Origin of the sequence: Rhodococcus sp. NPDC059968 (assembly GCF_042738615.1) — a bacterium.
Classification (GTDB): Bacteria; Actinomycetota; Actinomycetes; order Mycobacteriales; family Mycobacteriaceae; genus Rhodococcus_F.
Genome location: NZ_JBHWUE010000134.1, coordinates 1 through 22051, shown reverse-complemented (window position 1 = coordinate 22051; position 22051 = coordinate 1). Strand labels below are relative to the sequence as shown.

Here is a 22051-nt window from a genome sequence, read left to right as displayed (position 1 = left end):
ATGCTGCTCCCGGACCGGGAGCATTCGCTCCGCATCGGTCACCGGTGCCGGAGACGATCCCGCCACCTCCGCACCGACCGCCGGATCATCGAGCACCAGCCACCGCACCGACCCAGGCAACCGATCCCGCCACTCCGACAGGGTGATTCCCACCGCAACACCCGAATCGGTGAGCATGTGCTCGACCCGGCCGGCCGGATACCCCGGATCCACCGGCACGAACGCCGCCCCCGACTTCGCGACCGCCCACACGGCCACAACCGACTCGACCGACCGCGGCAATCCCACCGCCACACACGACTCCGGGCCGGCCCCCCGACCGATCAACACCCGTGCCAACCTGTTCGACTGTTCGTCGAGCTCGCCATACGTCAGCTGCCGATCCGCACACACCACCGCGACCGCCCCCGGATCCATCTCCACCGCAGCCGCCAACAACTCCGGCAACACCCGCCCCGGCACGGCTGGGCCGCCCGACACCGGCGCCAACTCGCGGTACTGCGCAGGAGGGAGGACTCCGACATCCCCGACCCGAATCGAAGGTGTCGCCGTGACCTCCTCGAGAATGCGGATCAATCGGTGGGCGAAACTCTGCGCCGTGTCCGGGTCGAAGATATCGGCGGCGAAGCCGAAGGAAGCCGACATCCCGATAGGAGCGCCGTCGCCGGTATCGAACTCCTCGGCGAGACTCAGATGCAGGTCGTACCGGGCGACGTCGAGGTCGAAGCCGAAAGGCTCGACCGTCAGTCCCGGCAACATCAGGCTGGGTGACTCGGTGTTCTGGAACTCCAGCAGTATTTGAAACAGCGGCGAATATGCCGTGGATCGCACAGGATCGACGGCCTCCACCACACGCTCGAACGGGATCTGGGCGTGGGCGAAGGCGCCGAGATCGCACTCCCGCACCTGTCCCAGCAGATCCGCGAATGAGCACCCGGGCTCCACCGGCGTCCGCAGCACCACGGTATTGACGAACATGCCCACCAGGTCGTCGAGCGCAGCCTCGCCGCGCCCGGCCACCGGTGTACCCACCGCAATGTCTGCGCTTCCGCTCAACCGGCTCAGCAACACCGCCAGTGCCGCATGCATGATCATGAACATCGTCGAATCATGTTCACGAGCAAGGTTTCGCAGCCGACGATGCAAACCCGCCTCGATCTCGAACCCGACGTTCTTTCCCCGCAGCGACCGCCGCACCGGCCGTGGTCGATCCGTCGGCAACTCCACCGATGCCGGCATCCCCGACAGCGTCCGCCGCCAGAAGGCCAGCTCTGTTGCAGCCGGCGAATCGGGGTCGGACTCGTCGCCCAGCACTCGGCGCTGCCACATCGTGTAATCGGCGTAGTGCACTGCGGGCGGCGCCCAGCCCGGCGCTCGCCCGTCCACGCGCGCGGAATATGCGACCATCACGTCTCGGGCGAGCGGCGCCATTGACGAACCGTCCGCCGCGATGTGGTGTACCACGATCACCAGCAGGTGCTGATCCGGGCCTATCCGAAACATTCCTGTCCGCATCGGGACCTCTTCGGTCACGTCGAATCCGGCCGTGGCAAGCTGCGCAATGTGCGCGCGCAGCGCCGTCCCGTCGGACACGGCCACCGGAGAGAGGTCGGGAAGCACCTGCTCTGTCGGCACCAACACCTGGTGTGGTCCGTCTGCGGACCCGGGGTATACCGTCCGGAGCGTTTCGTGGCGATCCACGACGTCGGCAAGTGCTGCCCCCAAGGCATCGGTATTCAGCTCGCCCGACAACCGGAGCGCGATGGGAATGTTGTAGGCGGGCGACGAGGTGTCCAGCTGGTTGACGAGCCACATGCGCTGCTGAGAGAGGGACACCGGAACCCTGTCGGGTCGCGTACCCGCAGTCAATGCGGGTCGGGCCGACGGTCGTGCGTCCATGCTGTCGATCCGGGCCGCCAGCGCGTCAGCGGTGGGTACCTCGAACAGGTCCCGGACACCGATACTCGCATCCAGAGCCGAGTTGATTCGCGCCACCACTCTGGTCGCGATCAGGGAGTTTCCGCCGAGATCGAAGAAGTTGGCGTCGATACCGACGTGATCGACCGCGAGCACCTCGGAGAAGACTCGCGCGACAGCCTTCTCCGTCGACGTTCGCGGCGGCCGGAACCCGGTGCTCGCCAGCCCGAAGTGCGGTTCGGGCAAAGCCGCACGATCGAGCTTTCCCACCGGGGTCAGTGGAACCTCGTTCAGGACCATAATTGCTGCTGGCACCATGTATTCGGGCAAAAACGCGCGGATCTGGGCCGTCAGCTCGGCACCGTCGGGTTTTTCGTCGCCGGACGGGAGCACATAAGACACCAGGATTGTGCTCCCGGACGGGCCGGTACGACCGACTGTCACGGCAAATCCCACACACGGATGGGCTGTCAATGCCGCATCGATCTCGCCGAGCTCGATTCGGAAGCCACGAACCTTGACCTGGAAATCGCTGCGGCCCATATACTCGAGCTCCAGACTCCCATCCTCATCGCGCCGCCACCTCACCACATCCCCGGTGCGGTACATGCGTTGCCCCGGTGTACCGAACGGATCGGCCACGAATCGAGATGCCGACAGTCCCGCCCGATTCGCGTACCCGCGCGCCAGACCTGGACCCGCCAGGTACAACTCCCCGGCCACACCCATCGGTACCGGCCGCAACCGCCCGTCGAGCACCAGCTCCTCGAAACCCCGGATCGGGCCGCCGATCGTTACCGGCTCCCCCGCCACCGTGACTGCTCCGACATTCGCCATGATTGTCGACTCCGTCGGCCCGTAAGCATTGAACATCGTCCGCCCCGGCGCCCATCGCGCCACCAACTCCGGAGAACACGCCTCACCCGCCACCACGAGACACCGCAGCGATTCGCGGCCCCCGGGATCGACCGACGCCAATGCCGACGGTGTCAGAACCGCGTGTGTCACCCCGTCACGATCGAGCAGCGCCGCCAGTTCGTCACCGCCGTACACCGTCGGTGGCGTGATCACCAACTGCCCGCCCGACCCGAACGCCCACACCAGCTCGAATACCGACGCATCGAAACTCGGGGAGGCGAAATGCAATATTCGCGCATCGGGATCCGTCTCGAACCGTTCACGCTGCTCCGCTACCAGATCGACCAGCCCCCGGTGCGGGACCACCACACCCTTCGGGACCCCCGTCGACCCCGACGTGTAGACAACATACGCCGGATGATCGATTTCCAGGGGCGCTGTCCGATCCTCGTCGGTCACCGGTGCCGCGGGAGATCCCGCCGCCTCCGCTTCGACAGCTTCGTCGTCGAGCACCAGCCATGGCACAGTCCCCGGCAGCGCACCTGACACGTCCGCGATCGTCAGCCCGAGGACGGCACCCGAGTCGCTGAGCATGTGCTCGAGCCGGGCCGACGGAAACCCCGGATCCACGGGCACGAACGCCGCGCCGGTCTTGGTGACGGCCCACACTGCCAAGACCGACTCGATAGACCGCGGCAGTCCCAGCGCCACGCACGAATCCGGCCCCACACCACGACCGATCAGCCAGCGTGCCACACGGTTCGACCAACTGTCGAGCTCACCGTACGTGCATCTCCGATCCCCGCAGACCACCGCGATCGCATTCGGATCCGCCGCCCCCGCCGCCAACAGCTCCGGCAACGTGGCCGCGGGCAGCGCCGCCACACCAGATACCGGAGCCAACTGCGCGCGCTCCACGGGCGAGAGCACATCGATATCGCCGATCCGAACCGAAGGATCGGCTGCACCGTGTTCGAGAACGCGGACGAGACGATCCGCGAATGCCTTCATCGTCGGCGGATCGAACAGATCGGTGGCGAACGTGAGATCGACCGACAGACCCGATGGCCGACCGGAATCGGTGAAGCTTTCGCTCACGCTCAACTGCAGGTCGCAGTGCGCCGGACAGCAGGAGCTAGGTGCCGTGACTGACACTCCTGGCACTGCGAACTGCTGGGTGCCGTGGAGACCGAGGACCACCTGGAACAGCGGCGGATACGCCGTCGAGCGGGCAGGAGCGAGTGCCTCCACAACACGCTCGAACGGCACCTGCGCGTGAGTAAACGCGCCCAGCTCACACTGCTTCGCCTGCTCCACCAGGTTCGCGAACGAATCTGTCGGATCTACGTCGGTCCGCAACACCACGGCATCGACGACGTTGCCCGCCCCGTCGTCGAGCGCAGTCTCACCGAGCCGGGAAACCGGTGCACCCACCGCTATGTCCTCGGTCCCGCTCAACTTGGCCAGCAGCACCGCCAACCCGGCATGCATCGTCGTGAAGATCGTCGAATCGTGCTCGCGGGCACTTTTCTGCAGCCGACGATGCAACCCCGCCCCGAGGGCGAAATGTAGGCTGTCCGACCGCGGAGACCGCTGCTTCGGCCGCCGACGATCCGTCGGCAGCTCCAGCAGACCCGGCATACCCGACAGCGTGCGTCGCCAATAGTCGAGGTGGCGCGCTGCCTCCAGCCGGCGCTCACCGTCCCGCGCACTGTCACGGTGGATCGTGACTACCGGAGTGTCTGGTCCTGCAGCGACGAATTCTTCGATCACACCGACGAATCCTCCTTGGTGCGACCGCAGCTCGTCTTCCCTGTAGCGGTCCGGATTTCCCCGGAACTCAACGAACGTCTTTGCCGGTGTACCGCTTTGGTAGACGTTGACCAATAGGTCCTCGACCGGTCCTGAGGTGAGAACATGAAACTCGCCGGTCACTGAACCGAAAGTGATCTCCTGGTGGAAGAGCATCACGTTAACCATCGGTCCTGCCATCCTGCGAGACTCGGCACCGACCCCCGCATCACGAAGGATTTCGTCGAGATTGCCGCGCTGGTGCCGCAATGCGCCCATCAGTTCGAGGTGCACCCGCTCGACCAGCTCGCCTACCGTGTCGCCGGGACGGACAGCGATCCGCAACGGAGCGACGTTGACCAACATGCCGCCAGAACGGCGGAGCACCGCGGTGGTCCGTGCGGACACAGGGACGTCCACGCGGACGTCCTGTCGACCCGTCATCCGCGCGAGGTAGAAGGCGAATCCGGCGATGATCACGGCCGCCGGAGTTCCGCTCACCCGGCTGCCGGAGTCCATGAGCCGCACAACCGTGTCCTCGGCAAGTGATGCGGTCACCAATGTGTCGCAGGCGACCGGAGGCGCGTGTCGGTCGGCCAGACTCGAGCACTCCGCAAGACCCTCGAGGCGCTCGGCCCAGTACGTGCGGTCCGCCTCGAACCGGCTCGAGGCCCGGTACCGACAGTCGAGCTCATACAACGCGCGCAGATCGGCCGACGGGTTGGGTTCCGGTTCACGACCCTCCGCCGCCGCCGTGTACAGCGCAGCCATGCGGTTGACCATCGTCATCGCCGCATAGCCGTCCAGCGCGACGTGGTGAGCTCGGCCGTACCACAAGTAGTGCGCTTCGCCGACCTGCAATACCGAAGACACAACCAAGCGGTCGCGCATCGGGTCTACCGCACTCGTGTAGTCCTCGCGCATCCACGCATCCGCGGCTGCCATCGGATCAGACTCGCCACGAAAATCAATGAATCCCAATGAGTTATCCAAGGATGGGTCAATTATTTGGTAGGGCTCCCCATCGACCTCGATCAGTCGTAGGAATGCCCACTGAACCTCGCGCCCGGCGGCCAGAGCCGCCCAGCGGAACAGTTCGAGATCGAGATCTCCATGGAACTCCACGTACTGGGCGATGCAGAGGGGCACCTGTGGGGCAAGCTGCTGCGCAAACCACACTCCGTATTGTGCCGACGACAACGGAAATGGCTCCGAGGGAGGAAGTTCCGGGGAAAATGCCCCGACACCGGCGATATCGACCGCCACGCCGACGGGAGATGCCGGAGCTGCGCATCCGCTTGTTGCGTCGAGGACGCTGTCCTGAATTCCGTATGCGGCCGACGCCGCTCGCTCAACCATCACGTTACAACCTGATCCTGTCGTCGCGACCGGAGGTGTCGCGGTGGGATACTGGGGGCCTGAGAACCCGTGGGGCCAACGTTGCGTCACCCGCCGCGTCACGGCCATTCCGGAGGGGCGGTTCGCTACCCCATTCACAATGCGCCACGACCTACTTCACCGCCGTCACATACGTCGCCCGCTCCGACAGGTCGGCAAGCTCATCCGGGAGCTCCGGAACGGGTCGGCCATAGGAAGCCGCCAGCTCAAGGGGATTGGAACACCGCACCGACCAGCCGTGCTCGGTCAACCACTGCGCCGGATCGGCCCGCTCGTCGCCGTAGAACAGCTCGGACACGTCGATATCACCGAACGGGTCCTCGTCGATCTGCCTCGCCCTGATGGCCGCGAAGCGTCGCATATCGATTCCCGCGCCAATGTTGTCCACGGCAACGTGGCTGCCCGTCGCGGAGAGTTCGTTGATCCGCTCGAACAACATGTCGTGCGCCGCACCCGGGAGATACGGCAGCAGCCCTTCCACCGACCAAGCGGTGGGCGTGCCGGCTTCGAAGCCCGCGGTCCCGAGGGCGGCAGACCAGTCGCCTCGCAGATCGACAGCCACCGGGCGCCGCTCGGTCTTCGCTCGGGCAGCATGCTCGGCGAGTACCTCACCCTTAAATTCCAACACCTTCGGTTGGTCCACCTCGAATACCGTCGTGCCCAACGGCCAATCGAGGCGATACGCCCTCGCGTCCAACCCGGCGGCCAGGATTACTGCCTGCGGCACCCCTGCCGCGGCGGCCGACAAGAAGAACTCATCAAAGAATTTCGTCCTAATACCCATGAAGCCAGGGAAGAAGGGCACGTTCCCCAGTGAGGACGGGTCCGCCAACAACCCGGCGAAATGCGGTTTACCCGCCGCCTCGACGAACCATGGCGCGTAGTCGTCCTGGATCAACGCATCTGGACGGACCGTTTCCAACGCCCGAAACGCCGCTACCCCCAACGCGGTCAGGCCCACACTACTGACAATGTCCCAACTATCTCCATCAGTTCGCATCGCTGAAATACCTTCCGATCTCGTGCAGAGGGACGAAACTACCGACCAGGCAGGTCGTGGATGATGGACGACAGTCCGACATGACCTCACCGAACTGCTCGGCGGCCCCCTTACGGAATCGGCCGACGTCGGAATTGACTGCGACGCCGACACCGCCCTCGATCGGATCTGACCGCACGAGGAGTCCGGGATTCGTCACCAAACCGTCGGGGTTCCAGAGCGGGGGTCCGTTTCCCTCCGCCCCTAGTTTCCTCATCCAGGGACCCGATGTCGTTATGGCTAGCGCCAATCTGCGCGTGCCTACTAGCCGGCCCTCCCGAATTCCACCCACCCGAAAGCCGCGATGGGCGCTGGCCGCGACGACACGCAACCGTTGGCGGGCGAACCTGCTCGGTGAGGAGGCGCTTGTCTCGCCCTTTGCCGTCGGTGCTCATGCTCCGGCTGGTCAGATCGGGAGGTTCCTGCATCGCACCGTCCATCGGTCATGGCGTGATGTTTCAGCGATCTGACGACTCTCCCTTGCCTCCGGTCGACGGGCCAGCCGATATCCGTAGGATGCGCGTGAGCCGTCCGAGCACTGCCCCCGCGAAGCCACCGGCCCCACCTCGGAGGACGCCGTTCGTAGGCACTGGGGCCCAGATCATCAGGCGTCTTCCGGGACCGACCCCCACGCCGACACCGGTGATACGGATATCGATCGAGATCACTATGTGCCGAGCAGATAGACGATACCTTGGGCGTTCTCGGGGGCGATCTGCTTGAGCAGAGAACCCAGAAGAGTCTCCACGACAATCAGCGACGCGGCGAACACCAGCCCGAGTGCGAGGGGCGGAGACGTCGAGAGCAGCAGCAGCGACAAACGGCGTTCACGCATCGGCGGCGTCCTACTCCCGCGTTGGAGCACGGCGTGCGGAGGTCGCACCCGGGATGGTGGACTGCAAGCCTGGCCGCTGTGATCGTTCTGCGTCATGGCGCCAGCTCACATCGATCTCGGTGCAGTTTGGCCAGCCGAATTCTCCCGGGCGGCCGCCCAGTTCTAGGTCGAATCTCTTCCATCAGTTATCACCAGAATCTCTCCGTCACAGGCTTGGGCAAGATCCCATGGACCCAGCTCAACCTCGATACCTGCATTCCCGCCTCCTACGATTACGGTGCGGTGAGTAAGTAGCGATTTGTCAATGACAACCACGATGTTGCGTGGTAACCCGAGCGGAGAAACTCCGAGACGCGGATAACCCAACTTCTTCGCCAAACCGTCCGCACTCGCCAGCTCCAGCCTTCCTAGTGCCAGATGACGAGATATCGACTTCATGTCAATCTTCCGGTTGATGGGGCAGACCGCAAGCACGAACTGCGCGCCCGACTGTTGCTGCAATAGAACTGACTTTGTAATTCGTTCCAACGGGACCCCCAGCACCTTGGAAAGGTCATTCGGAGATGCGACAGGCGAATCAAAGGCGGAGTGGTCATGAACCCTCACCGTAATCCCTAAGTTTTCCAAGGCCGCACCAACTCGACTATGTAAGCCATTCACTATTGTTCTCCATGTCATTCGGGGTCACTTTGCACTTTGCGCTACGACCCCATCTTCGCGACGATGAACGCGCGAGCAGGCGAGGGCACAGTGGGTGCAAACCGCTTCAAGTACGCAGCCATCCATTCAGATCGAGCGGTCAAGAACGGGTAGTCCGTGCTGACCATCTGTCGCACTGCCAGCATCGGCAACGGGGCGTCCAGCGGCCTGAAATCGTCGTTCCACAGACCAGGCTCGAGACACCCGGGATAGAATTGCCCCAGCATCAGACCATTTTTGATGAACTTCGATTTCCCGTGAGCCTGAACTGTGTCGATAATATCGAAGTCGGCCATATTAGGGAAGACCGCTACAATCGCCTTCAGTATTGCGTCCTTCCCGTCACGGGGAGACAGTTCGGGAAATATGTCTGCCATGTCTTCGACAATTGCCGACATCGACGTAAAATCGACGTTGTCGCTTTCAACGATGCCCGCCCAAAAAAGTCTTCGCTCGACAGACGGCCCGGCGAAGGGGCATACGGGGCCCGCCCGTCCCAAATTTCGGTGGGGCTCATTCAGATATTGGTGTGCCCAATTTCGAAGAAGTTCGATAGTCTCGCTCGTCGTTGCGAACGAGGTTCGCTCGAATACATTCACAAATTCTACGTGAGATCGTGTACCGATTATCCGTTCGATCGTCATTGTCGCCATCCTTGTTCACTATCGAGGCTCTGCCTCGGACCTCCGACGTAGGGGTTGAGTCGGTGCGGTGACGTGGGGGTCGGTTCTGATGGAGTCTGGTGGACAACGGCCCACCGGCCGTGGAAGTGCGTCATGGCGACGCGACGGTTGACGACGACCGACTTCCACTCGGGCCCTGTGACGGCGGGCGTTGAGTGCCCGGACCGGACCTGATCGCCCAGGCAACGGCTCCGTGACGCAGTTCGCGCGAATGACCTGGCACGCGAACGGTCTGGCGGGGACCGACCGTGAACACCAGAATGAACGTCCCGATCACTCGAGCACACTCCGTCACACCTTCCTGTGATGCGGTGACCACCTGGGCACTTCTCGGATGTCGCCATGCTTCCACCTGAAATCTCTTCTGGTACTTCCAGAATCCTCAACCAGCGGGCCAATGTCGTCAGCGCTGACCCCCATCTGCCCTCCCTGTCAGCCCCACCCTGCGTGTACCTGCTACCTGCAAGTACCCCACTCGGCGTCCAGGAGTGGTGGACGATCAGCAGCCGAGCGAGCGCGGCGATGTCGATGAGGTTCCGCGTCAGCGTCCTGGACGACCGGGAATGTGGCGCGCATTCCCGACCCGAAAGATCAGGACTGGGTGAATGTTCCGTCGAGCCGTGCCCGCGACAGCACGCGCCAGCGATGTCAAATGACAGCTTCGCTGTCGATTCGAGGCCCATCCGGGCGCTGAGAGCGATATACGAATGGCGTAGTGGTGGGTGTCGTGACCGGGTATGCCCGGTTCTCGGTGCATACCACCGCCGAAGTCCCAGACGCCCATGCCGGCAACTCACCGGCATCCGTCGTCGCTATGCCCGATCAGTCGTCAACATGGCCTCCCGCCCGGCGTTGAGGCTCAGGTGGGTTACGGCAAGCTCGGGATGTGGCGTGACCCGGCCACCGACCGTCGGGTGGCGGTGTGGGCGTTCGCGATGATCCTGACCTGCTCGCGGATGCTGTTCGCCGGGCCGGTGCTGCGGATGGACCAGGCCTAGTGGTGCGCCTCGCGCGTCGCGGCGTTCGAGTTCTTCGGCGTCCACGCCCGGATGCTGTGCGACAACCTTGGGGACCGGGGTCGCCCGGCCGGACCTGTACTACCCGCAGTCAGGCCGCGCCTACGCCGAACTCACCGCGTTCTACGGGCTGCTGATCGATCCCGCCCGCGCCGGCAAACCGAAGGACCATTCACGGATCTAGTCGAGGCACGACACCGGCCGAGTCATGGTGCCGTGACACCGCGGGGATGCGGATCGACACCTGGAACGCCCTCGACGACCTCCGTTACGACCGCTGCTTGCTCTCGGATCTGTTCTCGCTGCGGTTCGCCGATCAAACCGAGTGAGCTGACCCCGAAGAGTTCTCCTTGATCGAGATGTCGGGGCGACGCTACGACTCGCCGTTGCACGTGCACCATCGCGAGAGCGAGACGCACTACGTCCTCGACGGCATCATGCGGATACACATCCCGGGCCGTAGCGTCGAACTGCACCCCGGGGGAGGCCTTCTGCACACCGCGCGGGGTCCCCCAGATGTATCAGGGGTCTCGGATACGGCACGCTGGCGCCTCGTGATGGCGCCGGGCGGTTTCGACGAACTCGTCACGAGCAGGTCCGAACCGGCCGAACGCGGCGAAATCCCCCGCGGCCCCACCGCGGAGCGAAGGCCATTCCACCTGCGGACACGCTTCGCACGCATGGGCTCGAGACCCTCGGACCGCCCGGAACGATGCCCGATCCGCCTGTTTCCCCCCAGAGCCGCTGACGCCACTTTGGCGATACGGGATACCGGCGTTGCACCAGTCAGCTTCACCGAATTCGCGTCTACGACCGCTCCGGTGTGAAAGTAGACTGGCATCGTGAAGGCGCCCATTGCCGACCTCGCGGACTTCGCCGCATTAGAACCGTTCTTTCGGATCATCGAACAGGGTCTGCACGGACTGGCCCCGCCCGGTCACTTCTTCGACCTCCTCGCAGAAGACATCACCGTCGACTACGTGATCACCGTCCCCGGGTACCCGCGGCACATCGAGTGTTGGGCGTCTCTGGGGGTGACGACGACGGGGTAGGGAATCGTCAGTGGGGTTGCCGATGGGGTGGTCGGCGTCAGCGTGGGGGTTGCTTGTGTTCGTCTGCACCGTCAGTGTGACGAGGAACTGATGGATGCACGACACCCCCGCTGTATCCGGGAAGATTCTGCCGGGGGTGCCGCGCCTAGTGCGAAGGGCACTGATGGTGACGGTAGAGGTCGATCCGGTCCGCGTCGAGTCCCGCCTGTCGGCGGGTGAGATCGGGTGCCCGTGCTGCCCGGGTGGTGTCCTCGGCGGGTGGGGACACGCCCGGTCCCGTCCGGTCGCCGGGGTGGCGGAACAGGTGCGTCCTCGACGGGCCCGCTGCCGCAGTTGTTCGGTTACGCATGTGTTGTTGCCGGTGTCGTTGTTGCTGCGCAGGGCGTATTTGGCGGAGTGGGTCTTCTCGGCGTTGCTGGCCAAGGCCCGCGGTGCCGGACACCGCCCGATCGCATCGTGGTTGGGGGTGCCGACCTCGACGGTGCGGGGTTGGCTGCGCAGGTTCGGCGGGCGGTTCGAGGCGGTGCGGGCCTGGTTCCTGGGTATCGCGGTCACGGCGGGGGTGGATGTGCGGATCCCGAAGGCGTCGGGTTCGGGGTGGGCCGACGCGCTCGCGGCGATCGGCGCGGCCACGAAGTCGATCACCACCCGCTTCGGTCCGGTGGGCTTCTTCGGCACGGTGACGGCGGCGGGGGTGGCGGCCGCCGGTAGCTCCGGTCGGCTTCTCGCGCCGGGCTGGCCCCCGGATCCGGACCGGTGCACTCCCCACACCAGTCGGCCCTGACGATCCGGGATCCGATCGGCAATCCTCACGGACGTGACTGCCCGACACCGGATTCGGGCGGCGTGAACACGTGCAGGAGGCGAATCGGTGACCGAGGAGAAACGACGTGAACGGGGCCAGGCGATCGGGTTGTTCCGCTACCAGTTGATCTGCCCGGCCCTCGATACCGGGCTGTCCACCAAGGCCCGGGGCCGCCTGGTCCGGGAGATCGCCGGACGCGAACACACCGACCCATTCGGTAATCAGGTCCGCTACTCGCGGCACACGCTCGATCGGTGGATCCGCCGCTACAAGGCCGGGGGCTTCGACGAGTTGATCGCCTCGCCGCGCAAGCCGGCCGCACGCACCGACTCGGCGACACTGGAGCTGGCGGCCGCGCTCAAGCGGGAGAACCCGGCCCGCACCGCCGCCCAGGTGCAGCGGATCCTGCGCGCCTCGTCGGGGTGGGCCCCGTCGGAATCGACACTGCTGCGCCTGTTCCACCGGTTGGAGCTGATCGGACCCACCGCCGGTCCGACCACGGAGGTGTTCGGCCGGTTCGAGGCGGAGAACCCAAACGACCGGTGGACCGGGGACGCGTTGCATGGCCCGAAAATCGGGGGCCGCAAGGTGTATCTGTTCGCGTTCCTCGACGATCACTCCCGGCTGGTCACCGGCTACCGGTTCGGCTACGCCGAGGACACGGTCCGCCTCGCCGCCGCGCTGGAGCCGGCATTGTCCTCCCGTGGGGTCCCGGCCAGCGTCTACGTCGACAACGGTTCTGCCTTCGTCGACGCCTGGCTGCTGCGGGCCTGCGCGAAACTCGGTATCCGGCTAGTGCATTCGACCCCGCACCGACCGCAGGGCCGGGGCAAGATCGAACGCTTCTTCCGCACCGTCCGCGAACAGTTCCTCGTCGAAGTATCCGACACCACCGCCGAGGAACTCACCGCCGCGGGCACCGATCATGTCACCGCCCTGCTCGAGCTCAACCGACTGCTCACCGCGTGGATCGAAACCGAATACCACCGCAGGATCCACTCCGAAACCGGGCAAACACCCCTCGAGCGGTGGGATACCGGGTGGTCCCGACTCGGTCGTACCCCGTCGAGGGTGACCGGTAGCAATCTGACCGAGGCGTTCCTGTGGTCCGAGTACCGCACCGTCACCAAGACGGCGACGATATCGCTGCACGGCAACACCTACCAGGTCGACGTCGCCCTGGTCGGACGGAAGGTCGAATTGGTGTTCTCCCCGTTCGACCTGGAAACCATCGACGTCCGCTACCACGACAAGAGCCACGGCAAAGCGGTGCCGCACCACATCACCCGACACGTGCATCCGAAAGCCCGCCCCGAAACCAGCGAGCCGGTATCACCACCGGTGACCGGGATCGACTACCTGACCCTGACCGCCGACACGCACCACGAACAGGTCAGCCGCGAGCGGCGGATCGGCTTCGACGCCCTCTACGGCAACCGACACACCGAACCCGGCAGCGAACCGTCCACAGTCGCTGACGGTCAGATCCCCGGCCAACTCAGCATCGACGACATCAACAACGAGGGTGACGAGGAGAGATTCGGGTGAGTATCCAACGGCTGCAGGAACATTACGGATTCACCCGGATGCCTTTCGGTCGGGCCCTGGCCCCGGGGATGCTGCATCGGCATCCCGGGCACGCCGAGGCGGTGGCCCGGATCTCCTGGTGCGTGGATCAGCACGCGCTCGGGGTGATCACCGGGGAAGTCGGGGCCGGCAAGACCGTCGCGATCCGGGCCGCGGCCGCCGCGTTGGACCCCGCCCGGCACGTGGTGATCTACCTGCCCAACCCGTCGGTCGGGGTCCGCGGGATGCTCCACCACATCGTCACCGCGTTGGGCCACGTCCCGAGCTTCTACACCGCGACGTTGGCCCCGCAGGCCGCCGAGGCGTTGGCGGCCGAGCACGCTGAGCGGGGTCGTGTTCCCGTAGTCGTGATCGACGAATCGCACCTTCTCGACAACCAGCAACTCGAAGCGATCCGGATGCTCACCAACCACGACATGGATTCCGGATCCCCGTTCGCGGCACTGCTGGTCGGGCAACCCACGCTGCGGCAACGCCTCCGACTCGGCGTCTTGGCGGCGTTGGATCAGAGGATCGCGGTGCGCTACGCCCTGCCCGGGATGAGTACCGCCGATACCGCCGACTACATCACCCACCACTGCAAGATTGCGGGCCGCTCGGACCCGCTGTTCTCCGATGACGCGGTCACCCTCATCCACAATGCGGCCCGCGGATACCCGCGGGCGGTGAACAACCTCGCCGTCCACGCCCTGACGGCCGCGTTCGCCTCGAATCACGCCATCGTCGACGAGAAGGCAGCACGCATCGCCGTCACCGAAACCGGTCACGACTGACCACAGAGCATCGCCGTCAATGTGACGACGACGCCGTCACATTGCCGACCAAGGCCCCGCCCACACCACAAGGCGGGGCCTTTCTCACACCCCGATCATCGGCAACCACAGTGACGGCATCATCGGCACCTTCAATGACGGGCAACAATCGAGGGCCGTTCCGCAGTCGCCGAGCTATACCGCCCCTACGGCACCACCATTGTTCTCGACCGCTGCTTCGATCTGGCCGTCCACCACGACACCACCACCGACGTCGTGGTGCTCGAGTACGCCTCCGAGGGCCACGCGGTCGGCACCGGACATCGATACGCCAACCGATACATCTCCGTACTCACACTCCGCGACGGTGAAATCACGCATTGGCGGGACTACCTCGACCCCATCGCCGTCTTCGACGCCCTGGGCTGGCCACCACACTGACCTCCCGCCCGGGCACCCTCAGACACCCGCCCCACCCCCGCACCACGTCGCCAGCACCCCACCCACCTCACAACACCCAGACTGGAAGATCCAACCCGGGTACATGCCATCACCCCAGGTCACAACGCCATCACATCCCCAAGAACCGACATCGAGTTGCCCCACTACCCATAACCATTTACGCACCGGCACAGGACCCCCGAATGAACACTAGGGACTTCAGCTGCAGCGGTTCGCGTCGTGCGGCGACGCCCGGGGAGGAAGTCCGTGGTGTTCGAGAGATTCTCCGACCAAGCCCGCCAAGTGGTCGTCCTCGCCGCCGACGCCGCCCGCACAGCCGGCCTGCGCCTCGAAACCTCCGATCCACGACCGCATCATCGACGCCCTCGAACAAGCCGAATAGCAGCAGGTTCAGCCGGGGGTGAACAAATCCACGCAGTATCGAGCGATCGAGAGAAGGGACCCCCTATGTCACTCAACTCCGCGAGCCGTGTCGTTGTCCTCGGCGGCACCAGCGGCATCGGACTCGCAGTCGCCCAAGCGGCTTCGGAAGCCGGGGCGGCCGTCGTCGTCGCTTCACGCAACCCCGACTCGGTCACCGCCGCACTGAAGAAATTGCCCGACAACGCGGTCGGGCACGCTGCGGATGCATCGTCCACCGAGTCCATGCGCGCCTTCTTCGACAAGATCGACCAGTTCGACCACCTCGCATACACCGCAGCAGACACCCTCACCAGTACACCGCTCGAGGACTACACCCCACAGAAAGCCCAAACCTTCCTCAACCTGAGGGTCGTCTACGCGTTCGAGGCCGTCCGGCTGGCCGTGCCACATCTGCGCCCCGGCGGATCGGTCACCCTGACGAGCGGCACCGCCGCCTTCAAAGGCGGACCAGGCTGGTTGCTCGGATGCGCTGCCGCCGGCGCTATCGCCTCCGGTGCGCGGTCCTTAGCCGTCGAGCTGGCGCCGCTGCGGGTCAACGCCGTAGCCCCCGGCGTGATCCGAAGCCCACTGTGGTCCGGCATGACCGAAGCTGAACAGCAGCAGATGTACGCCGACACCGGCGCCTCGCTCCCCCTCGGACGGGTCGGGGAGGTACAGGACGCCGCCAAAGCGTATATCCAACTCATGGATCAGGACTACGCCACCGGCGTCGTCAGCGTCATCGACGGTGGCACATTGCTCGCCTGACACTCCGACACGAGGCCTGCATCCCCGAAACTGGAATCCGCAGCTCGCCGCGTCGTTCGCGCCCGGCGAAGAGCGGACTGCCGCATTCGTTCGGTACCGGTTGGCGCCGCCGGGCGAGCACACCCGGACAGATCCAGCTGCCCGGTGTGCTCACTTCCGGGACAGGTGTCCGCAACGACTGCGGCAAGGTCGATCGTGGCCTTTCTCCACCACCGCCCGATCGAACGCCAAGAACCGGTCGTCCGCGGTGCCCAGCCTGGTGACCCTCGTAGTCCCGCCGTTCGCCAGGACTACGAACAGCGTGTCCGGATCGATGGTCGGTGTGTTCATCACCCGCACAGTGGAGCCGATCGTCACGCCGCCCGTCGCGCTCCGAACGGACTGACGGCTACACGCCAACGAGGTCCCGAAGCTTCCGTTCCTGCTCGTGGTTGAGATTGGTGGAGAGCAGTTCGCCGGACTGCCCGACGAACTCGTCGTGGACCCGGTCGAGAACCGCGTCGGAGGTAAGCACGAACATCGCCGACGTCCCGGGTGTCACCTTCTCGCGTACATCGGCGATGAAATCGTCGCCGATCCCGATATCGGAGAGGGCCCCGGCAACGGCCCCGACGCCCGCACCCACAGCCGCTCCGAGCAGGGGTGGGAAGAATAGGACACCGAACAGCAACCCCAGAACACGCCACCGAGCGCACCCACCCCAATCCGATTGGTGAACTGTCGCGTCTTGGGTTTCCGTGCACCCTCGGGCCACGACACGATCGCTCCGTCGTGCACCTTGATCAGTTCCTGCTTCCGAAGATCCTCGAGCGTCGCGCGGGCAGTGTCGGCGCCGGTGTCCGTCGGAAGCTTCCTCGGCCCAGCCACGCCTACCTCTACATCGCCAGTCACCGGTCCTGGACATCGAGGACACCGACACCGCCGAGTCCTTCGAGGTACCCGATGCCGACCTGTCCGGCGAAGAATTCACCGTCGCGTCGTCCCGAAACAATCAGACGAATTCACCTGCACCAGTTGCTTCCTGGCCCATCAGCGCAGCCGCCTCGCCGATGGTGCACGGCTGATCCGCCGGGACTGCACCTTCCGAGAACACCGACACTTCCACGTTGGACACCAACGCGCTCGGTCACCTGATCACCGCCGCGGAGGCACTCAGCACAGCCCGCGAGGTTCTGGCCGATCTGGAGCGTGCCCTAGCAATGGCCGACGACGCGGCCGATATTACCCAGCGGTACACAGCGAGGCTGAAGGAACCCTGATCGGCCAGCGACCCCTTCTTCGTTCGCTCGCGACGGATACCCGATGACCCGCCGGTGCGGCCTCGAAGAGGGTGTCGAATCGGTTTTGTCTTCAGACCACACTCAGGCATCGCGTCCTTCAACGGCCATCGATCACTGGACTTCGAGCGGGATCTTGACGAGCAGTGAGGTCCCACTTCCAGGGGGACTCGACATCGCCATCGTGCCGCCGAGTGCCTCCACCCGGTCGGTCAGGCCGATCAGGCCGGACCCCTTAGCGGCGTCGGCTCCCCCGATGCCGTCGTCGCGAATCGAGAGGTGGAGGTCAGCGCCCTCGGCCTCGACGCCTACCTTCACCACGGAGGCTCGGGCGTGTTTGGCCGCGTTGGTCAGTGCTTCGGAGACGACGTAATAGGCGCCGACTTCGACCGAGTCGGGCAACCGTCGGTCCACACCAAGGTCGAGGTCGACCGGGACGGCCGACCGCCGGGCCAATATCCTGAGCGCGGGACCGAGTCCCCCCTGGGACAGGATCGCGGGATGAATTCCACGGGATATCTCTTGCAGATCTGCTGAGACACCGTTCAATCCGGACACGATGTCACCAAGCTGCTTCCTCAGCGGCGGCTGTTCAGGCGGCACCGACGCCTCTGCCAGCCGTATTTGCAGCCCCAGCGCGACCAGCCGTTGCTGGGCGCCGTCGTGAAGATTGCGCTCGATGCGCCTTCGCGCCTCGTCGGACGCGGCGACGATCCTGGCGCGCGACGCCACGAGATCGGCTCGGGCTTGCGCATTGGCCACGGCGGTGCCGACCAGATCGGTGAATTCCGCGATGCGGGCCGCGGCCACGTCGGGCAACGGGCGGTCGGCTCGTGACAAGGCGGTCATCGCCCCCCAAACCGACCCACCGACCATGATGGGGGCACCCACCGCCGAATACGCAGACCCAGGTAATTCCGGTGGCGACTCCTCGGTGATCCTTGCCGGCTTGCCAGTCTCCCGCACCGGCCCAGCAACGGTGTTGGTGATCGGGATGCGAGTTCCGGTTGGCACGCGCTCGCCCGCGCGCAGCCACGTGGCCGTGACAGTGGCAGTGCCGTCGGCCTCGAAGCGCAGGATCCTGGTGATCTCGGCACCCAGAACCAGCCCGACTTCTTGCGCGACCGCGGCGAACACCTCATCCGACGGCCTCCCGCGCGCGACGAGCGTGGCAACGCGCCGAAGCGCGGCATGTTCGTCACTGAGCCGGGCCAGCTCGCCCACGTGGTGCTGCAGCGACTCGGCCATCGAATTGAACGCCCGTTCCAGCACACCGACCTCGGCCTTGCTTGTCTCCGGCACGCGTGCGTCCAACTTCCCGGCGGCGATCCGCTCAGCCGTCATGGCCGTCCGGCGAACCGGACGAACCACCCTTGTGGTGAGGTAAATCGATATCACTACGGTCATGAGCACCGAGGCCGCGAGTCCGCCAGCCGCGATGAAGGTCGCTCGCCGGTAATCGTTGTCGGCGTCGGCCTGTTCCGCCGCACTCAGCGCCAACTCAGTTGTGACATAGCCGTCCAGCTGGCGCCGCAGCGAGTCGATTCGACGTTTCCCATCCTCACTGGCCGGGATTCCTCGCACCCAGCCCTCTCCGCGGCGTGCAGCATCCACCAGCGGTACCGAGTAGTCCCTGATGTAGGCAAGGGAGTCCGTCTCCAATTGTTCGGCTCGCTTCGCCTGCTGTGGATCGTCCACGATGTTCCGCAGCGTTGCGACCCGTTCCGGAAGCGTCCGCCGTCCGATTTCCCACGGTTCGAGGAAGCTGGGCTCGCCCGTGATGATGAACCCGCGCTGGCCTGTCTCCATGTCGATCAGCAGGCGTCGCACGTCACGGGCCACGTTGACCTCCTGCACCGAATGGGTGGCACCCGCCCTCGCCCGGCTCAAGTCCGTAAGTGCGACGCCCAGGGCCACGTATGCCGCTGCAACGACGAACACGAGAACGCCGGTAGCGAGCAGCAGTCGCGTCGTCAGTCCAGCCCGCATCGTGGCCCACCTCGAGGGAAGCCCGTTCCCGTCGCCGTCGACATCGGGTGCCACCGCCCAAACGCTTCACCGAACTGCCGGAGAGGCGATCCCCTCAGCCCGCAACCTCCGGCGCATCGGAAATCCGGTGCGTCGACCCCACGAAGAAGTAGAGCACGCGGCGTGTCGCGACTACAGCGCCAGTTTTCCTCAGAAGAACACACGTATTTCTGCGCTGTCAAGGGACATCTGTTCCTGGATCTGGCGCACTATTCGTGATTACCATGGGGCGCTTGACTATCCGGAGTGTCGGACACGTTTGCGGAGCAGGTCGAAGTTGGCTCACCCGTACACCTGCCGGTTGAGCATTCTAAAAGTTACGTGGAACCTGGCCGTGGGGATGATCATGCCTCCTCGGTGTTGACCACGGAACTGAGGAGATGGCTTGAGCGGCACGCTGGTGTTGGAAGAGACGTGGCCGATGCTGGGCCGGCATGTGCAGGCAGCCGGGTGGCCGCGGGTATGGACCGATCTCGGGCGGACGCCTCGGACGATCGACGCCTACCCCCGGGGGCTTGCCGAGTACCTGGAGATGTACGAACGGGAGGGAGTCGACCCGCTCACGGCGAGCCGGGCGCATGTCGGCGTCTATGTACGGGAGTTGACCAACCGGCCCATCCGCCGAGGCGCGAACGGGGTGTCCCTCGACTCCGGATCCGGGGCCGGCCAACGCCACCATTGCGCAGCGGCTGGTGCCGGCGCGGCCGTTCTACGACCACCTCATGGCGGAGACTAAAAGGAATACATACATCGAAACGGCGATGCCCGCCATTGGGCTCCGCCGCTGCCCCGGTCCCGCGCCGCCAGCGAAGGCGCGATGGCCGTACGAATCAACCATTGGCTCTCCTCGCCACGGTGTGAGCGATGCCGGTACCACGCACGACTCCACCCTCTACATCGTGGCTTCCACCGAGTGGGTCCCCGGTCACGGTGAGCTCGCCGTCACGGACGGGTTCGTTGCACGCGGCGCAGACGGTCAACAGGTGGAACTCGGCGCCGCAGACGTGTTGGAAGATGACCGGCTCGCCGGGGTTGACGTATCGGTCGCCCCATTCCTTGAGCGCGAGCAGGATTGGCCAAAGGGCTTGCCCGGCGCCAGTCAGCAGGTACTCATGGCGTGGCGGACGCTACGAATACTGCAGGCGCTCGATCACACCTGCTTGTTCGAGTTTGCGCAGCCGTGCGGTGAGCACGTCACGCGGTGCTCATGGCGATGTCTTGAAAGCGGGTGTGTCCGTGGCGAATCTCGCGGGCCACCAGCAGTGCATAGCGGTCACCGACGATCGAGAGCTTATCCTGGACTCACCGATAGGTGCTTACTCCATGGAGTTGGTAGGACATTCAAACCACGTCGTGCAGCTGTCGGCCGCCACCGATGTTCGAGTTTGATGCAAAGGGGAAGCGCGTGACTGTGTGCCTCGTCCACGGCAACCCCGAGACCGCCGCCGTCTGGAACAGATTGGCTCCGCTCCTCGATCGCGGACCCGTCGTACGCCTGTCCCCACCGGGTTTCGGTGCCCCGGTGCCCCCGCGGTTTACGGCCACGGTGGAGGAGTACCGCCGTTGGCTGGTCACCGAGTTGGAGCGCTTCGGGCAGCCGGTCCACCTGGTGGGTCACGACTGGGGCGGTGCCCACGTGGTGAACGTCGCGATGACACGGCCAGAACTGGTGCACAGTTGGGTGTGCGACGTCATCGGCCTCTTCGACCAGGATTTCCGGTGGCCCGATCGGGTGCAGGTGTGGGCGACGCCGGGAGCCGGCGAGGAGGCGGTAGCGGCGATGATCGACCCGCCGGTCACCGAACGTGCTGCGGCACTGGTGCAGAAGGGAATGCACCAAGACGTTGCCTTACCTGTCGCGGAGGGGCAGAACGCCGCCATGGGCGAGTGCATCCTTCGCCTGTACCGCGACGCCGCCCAGCCGACCATGGCCGAGCTAGGCCGCAATCTCGAGCGAGCCGCCGCGCGGCCGGGCCTGTCAATCATCGCCACCGAGGACTCCTACGCCACCGACGAGCAGCGTCGCCGCGCAAGCGCGCGCGCCGGTGAGAGCGCAGAGCTCGACGGACTCGGCCACTGGTGGTTCACCCAAGACCCACAACGGGGCGCCGCGACCATCAATGACTTCTGGGCAGGAGTGGGACGAGAGTGATACCCAGAAGATGACGATCAGCAACAAGCTCTCTGTGCGCTATCAGCGTCGTCGCTGCGCCGGCGATCGCTGATCAGTCGCCCCCCAGGCCCAATACGGCGGAATTGAACATGCGGCGTAGCCGGAAGACCGCCCGGTATTGCATCAGATGACCGAAGGAGACTCCAGGTTCGACGACGGTGTAACCCAATTCGTCGTTGATCTCGAGCACCTTGTTCATGCGCCGGAGATCGACGACGACGGTACCGCGGTCGGCGGCCGCGGCTCCACCATAGCCGTTGTTCCGGCCTTGGGAGTTGAACCACACCGGGACCGAGGTCTCGTTGGCGATCCGGAGAATGGACTGGATCTCCTCGACGGTCGCCGGTCGCCGGTTGCAGGACGGCGGACGGCGGACGGCGGACGGCGGACGGCGGACGGCGGACGGCGGACGGACGGTACCCGAAGCTCGGCGGCGAGGACTCGGCCACACGATCGGACTCGGCGATGACATGCTGTGCGCTGTGCACACGGTTCCGCCGATGTCGTCG

Annotated in this window: 19 protein-coding genes and 2 pseudogenes; 11 read left to right on the top strand and 10 right to left on the bottom strand. The window is 65.2% G+C overall.

All coding sequences use genetic code 11. The features are described from left to right. From ACFWAY_RS48200 to ACFWAY_RS48180, 5 genes are all read right to left on the bottom strand, one after another. Positions 1-5925, bottom strand: a 5925-nt coding sequence (locus ACFWAY_RS48200; protein ID WP_378515740.1) for an amino acid adenylation domain-containing protein, incomplete at its 3' end; no start/stop codon positions are given. A 151-nt stretch (positions 5926-6076) separates the two neighbouring features. Next, a complete protein-coding gene (locus ACFWAY_RS48195) occupies positions 6077-6964 on the bottom strand; it encodes a class I SAM-dependent methyltransferase (protein WP_378515732.1) in 888 nt (295 codons plus the stop codon). Between the two features lie 706 nt (positions 6965-7670). Beyond that, positions 7671-7838 carry a hypothetical protein gene (locus tag ACFWAY_RS48190; protein WP_378515731.1) on the bottom strand — a complete coding sequence of 56 codons (168 nt, stop codon included), beginning with the start codon at positions 7836-7838 and terminating at the stop codon, positions 7671-7673. A gap of 162 nt (positions 7839-8000) precedes the next feature. Beyond that, positions 8001-8498: an aminoacyl-tRNA deacylase gene (locus tag ACFWAY_RS48185; protein ID WP_378515730.1), complete on the bottom strand. Its 498-nt coding sequence runs from the start codon at positions 8496-8498 to the stop codon at positions 8001-8003. A 41-nt stretch (positions 8499-8539) separates the two neighbouring features. After that, a complete protein-coding gene (locus ACFWAY_RS48180) occupies positions 8540-9181 on the bottom strand; it encodes a DUF6875 domain-containing protein (RefSeq protein WP_378515728.1) in 642 nt (213 codons plus the stop codon). An 887-nt stretch (positions 9182-10068) separates the two neighbouring features. On the opposite strand from ACFWAY_RS48180, the pseudogene ACFWAY_RS48175 reads away from it, so the two are divergent. The 7 genes and pseudogenes from ACFWAY_RS48175 to ACFWAY_RS48145 form a co-directional block, all read left to right on the top strand. Then, positions 10069-10417 (top strand): annotated as a pseudogene (locus tag ACFWAY_RS48175) (DDE-type integrase/transposase/recombinase); the annotation flags it as partial. 661 nt (positions 10418-11078) lie between these two features. After that, positions 11079-11288: a hypothetical protein gene (locus tag ACFWAY_RS48170; RefSeq protein WP_378515726.1), complete on the top strand. Its 210-nt coding sequence runs from the start codon at positions 11079-11081 to the stop codon at positions 11286-11288. A 163-nt stretch (positions 11289-11451) separates the two neighbouring features. Beyond that, on the top strand, positions 11452-12072 hold the full coding sequence (locus ACFWAY_RS48165) for a helix-turn-helix domain-containing protein (RefSeq protein WP_378515738.1): 621 nt from the start codon (positions 11452-11454) through the stop codon (positions 12070-12072). 87 nt (positions 12073-12159) lie between these two features. Further along, positions 12160-13641, top strand: coding sequence for a DDE-type integrase/transposase/recombinase (locus ACFWAY_RS48160; RefSeq protein ID WP_378515724.1), 1482 nt, complete (start codon positions 12160-12162; stop codon positions 13639-13641). Between the two features lie 38 nt (positions 13642-13679). Further along, positions 13680-14453 carry an ExeA family protein gene (locus ACFWAY_RS48155; protein WP_378515737.1) on the top strand — a complete coding sequence of 258 codons (774 nt, stop codon included), beginning with the start codon at positions 13680-13682 and terminating at the stop codon, positions 14451-14453. 147 nt (positions 14454-14600) lie between these two features. Then, positions 14601-14873, top strand: coding sequence for a nuclear transport factor 2 family protein (locus ACFWAY_RS48150; protein WP_378515736.1), 273 nt, complete (start codon positions 14601-14603; stop codon positions 14871-14873). 468 nt (positions 14874-15341) lie between these two features. After that, positions 15342-16064, top strand: a complete 723-nt coding sequence (locus tag ACFWAY_RS48145) for an SDR family oxidoreductase (RefSeq protein ID WP_378515722.1) — start codon at positions 15342-15344, stop codon at positions 16062-16064. Between the two features lie 150 nt (positions 16065-16214). On the opposite strand, the gene ACFWAY_RS48140 is transcribed toward ACFWAY_RS48145, so the two are convergent. Both ACFWAY_RS48140 and ACFWAY_RS48135 read right to left on the bottom strand, forming a co-directional pair. Further along, positions 16215-16394, bottom strand: coding sequence for a hypothetical protein (locus ACFWAY_RS48140; RefSeq protein WP_378515720.1), 180 nt, complete (start codon positions 16392-16394; stop codon positions 16215-16217). Between the two features lie 58 nt (positions 16395-16452). After that, positions 16453-16689, bottom strand: coding sequence for a DUF1269 domain-containing protein (locus tag ACFWAY_RS48135; RefSeq protein WP_378515718.1), 237 nt, complete (start codon positions 16687-16689; stop codon positions 16453-16455). Between the two features lie 259 nt (positions 16690-16948). Here ACFWAY_RS48135 and ACFWAY_RS48130 point away from each other — a divergent pair. Together ACFWAY_RS48130 and ACFWAY_RS48125 are read left to right on the top strand one after the other, a co-directional pair. Beyond that, positions 16949-17142 (top strand): annotated as a pseudogene (locus ACFWAY_RS48130) (DUF4193 family protein); the annotation flags it as partial. A 28-nt stretch (positions 17143-17170) separates the two neighbouring features. Then, positions 17171-17323 (top strand): hypothetical protein, encoded by a 153-nt coding sequence (locus ACFWAY_RS48125; RefSeq protein ID WP_378515717.1) that lies wholly within the window; start codon positions 17171-17173, stop codon positions 17321-17323. A 132-nt stretch (positions 17324-17455) separates the two neighbouring features. Here the strand turns inward: ACFWAY_RS48125 and ACFWAY_RS48120 are convergent, their stop codons facing one another. Then, positions 17456-19384: a CHASE3 domain-containing protein gene (locus tag ACFWAY_RS48120; protein ID WP_378515715.1), complete on the bottom strand. Its 1929-nt coding sequence runs from the start codon at positions 19382-19384 to the stop codon at positions 17456-17458. Between the two features lie 370 nt (positions 19385-19754). On the opposite strand from ACFWAY_RS48120, the gene ACFWAY_RS48115 reads away from it, so the two are divergent. Then, positions 19755-20105, top strand: a complete 351-nt coding sequence (locus ACFWAY_RS48115) for a hypothetical protein (RefSeq protein WP_378515713.1) — start codon at positions 19755-19757, stop codon at positions 20103-20105. A gap of 94 nt (positions 20106-20199) precedes the next feature. Here ACFWAY_RS48115 and ACFWAY_RS48110 read toward each other — a convergent pair whose 3' ends face one another. Beyond that, positions 20200-20472, bottom strand: coding sequence for a hypothetical protein (locus ACFWAY_RS48110; RefSeq protein WP_378515734.1), 273 nt, complete (start codon positions 20470-20472; stop codon positions 20200-20202). A 302-nt stretch (positions 20473-20774) separates the two neighbouring features. Here ACFWAY_RS48110 and ACFWAY_RS48105 point away from each other — a divergent pair, with 302 nt between their 5' ends. Next, a complete protein-coding gene (locus ACFWAY_RS48105; protein ID WP_378515711.1) occupies positions 20775-21521 on the top strand; it encodes an alpha/beta fold hydrolase in 747 nt (248 codons plus the stop codon). Between the two features lie 73 nt (positions 21522-21594). On the opposite strand, the gene ACFWAY_RS48100 is transcribed toward ACFWAY_RS48105, so the two are convergent. Next, positions 21595-22051, bottom strand: a 457-nt coding sequence (locus tag ACFWAY_RS48100; RefSeq protein ID WP_378515710.1) for an FAD-dependent oxidoreductase, incomplete at its 5' end; no start/stop codon positions are given.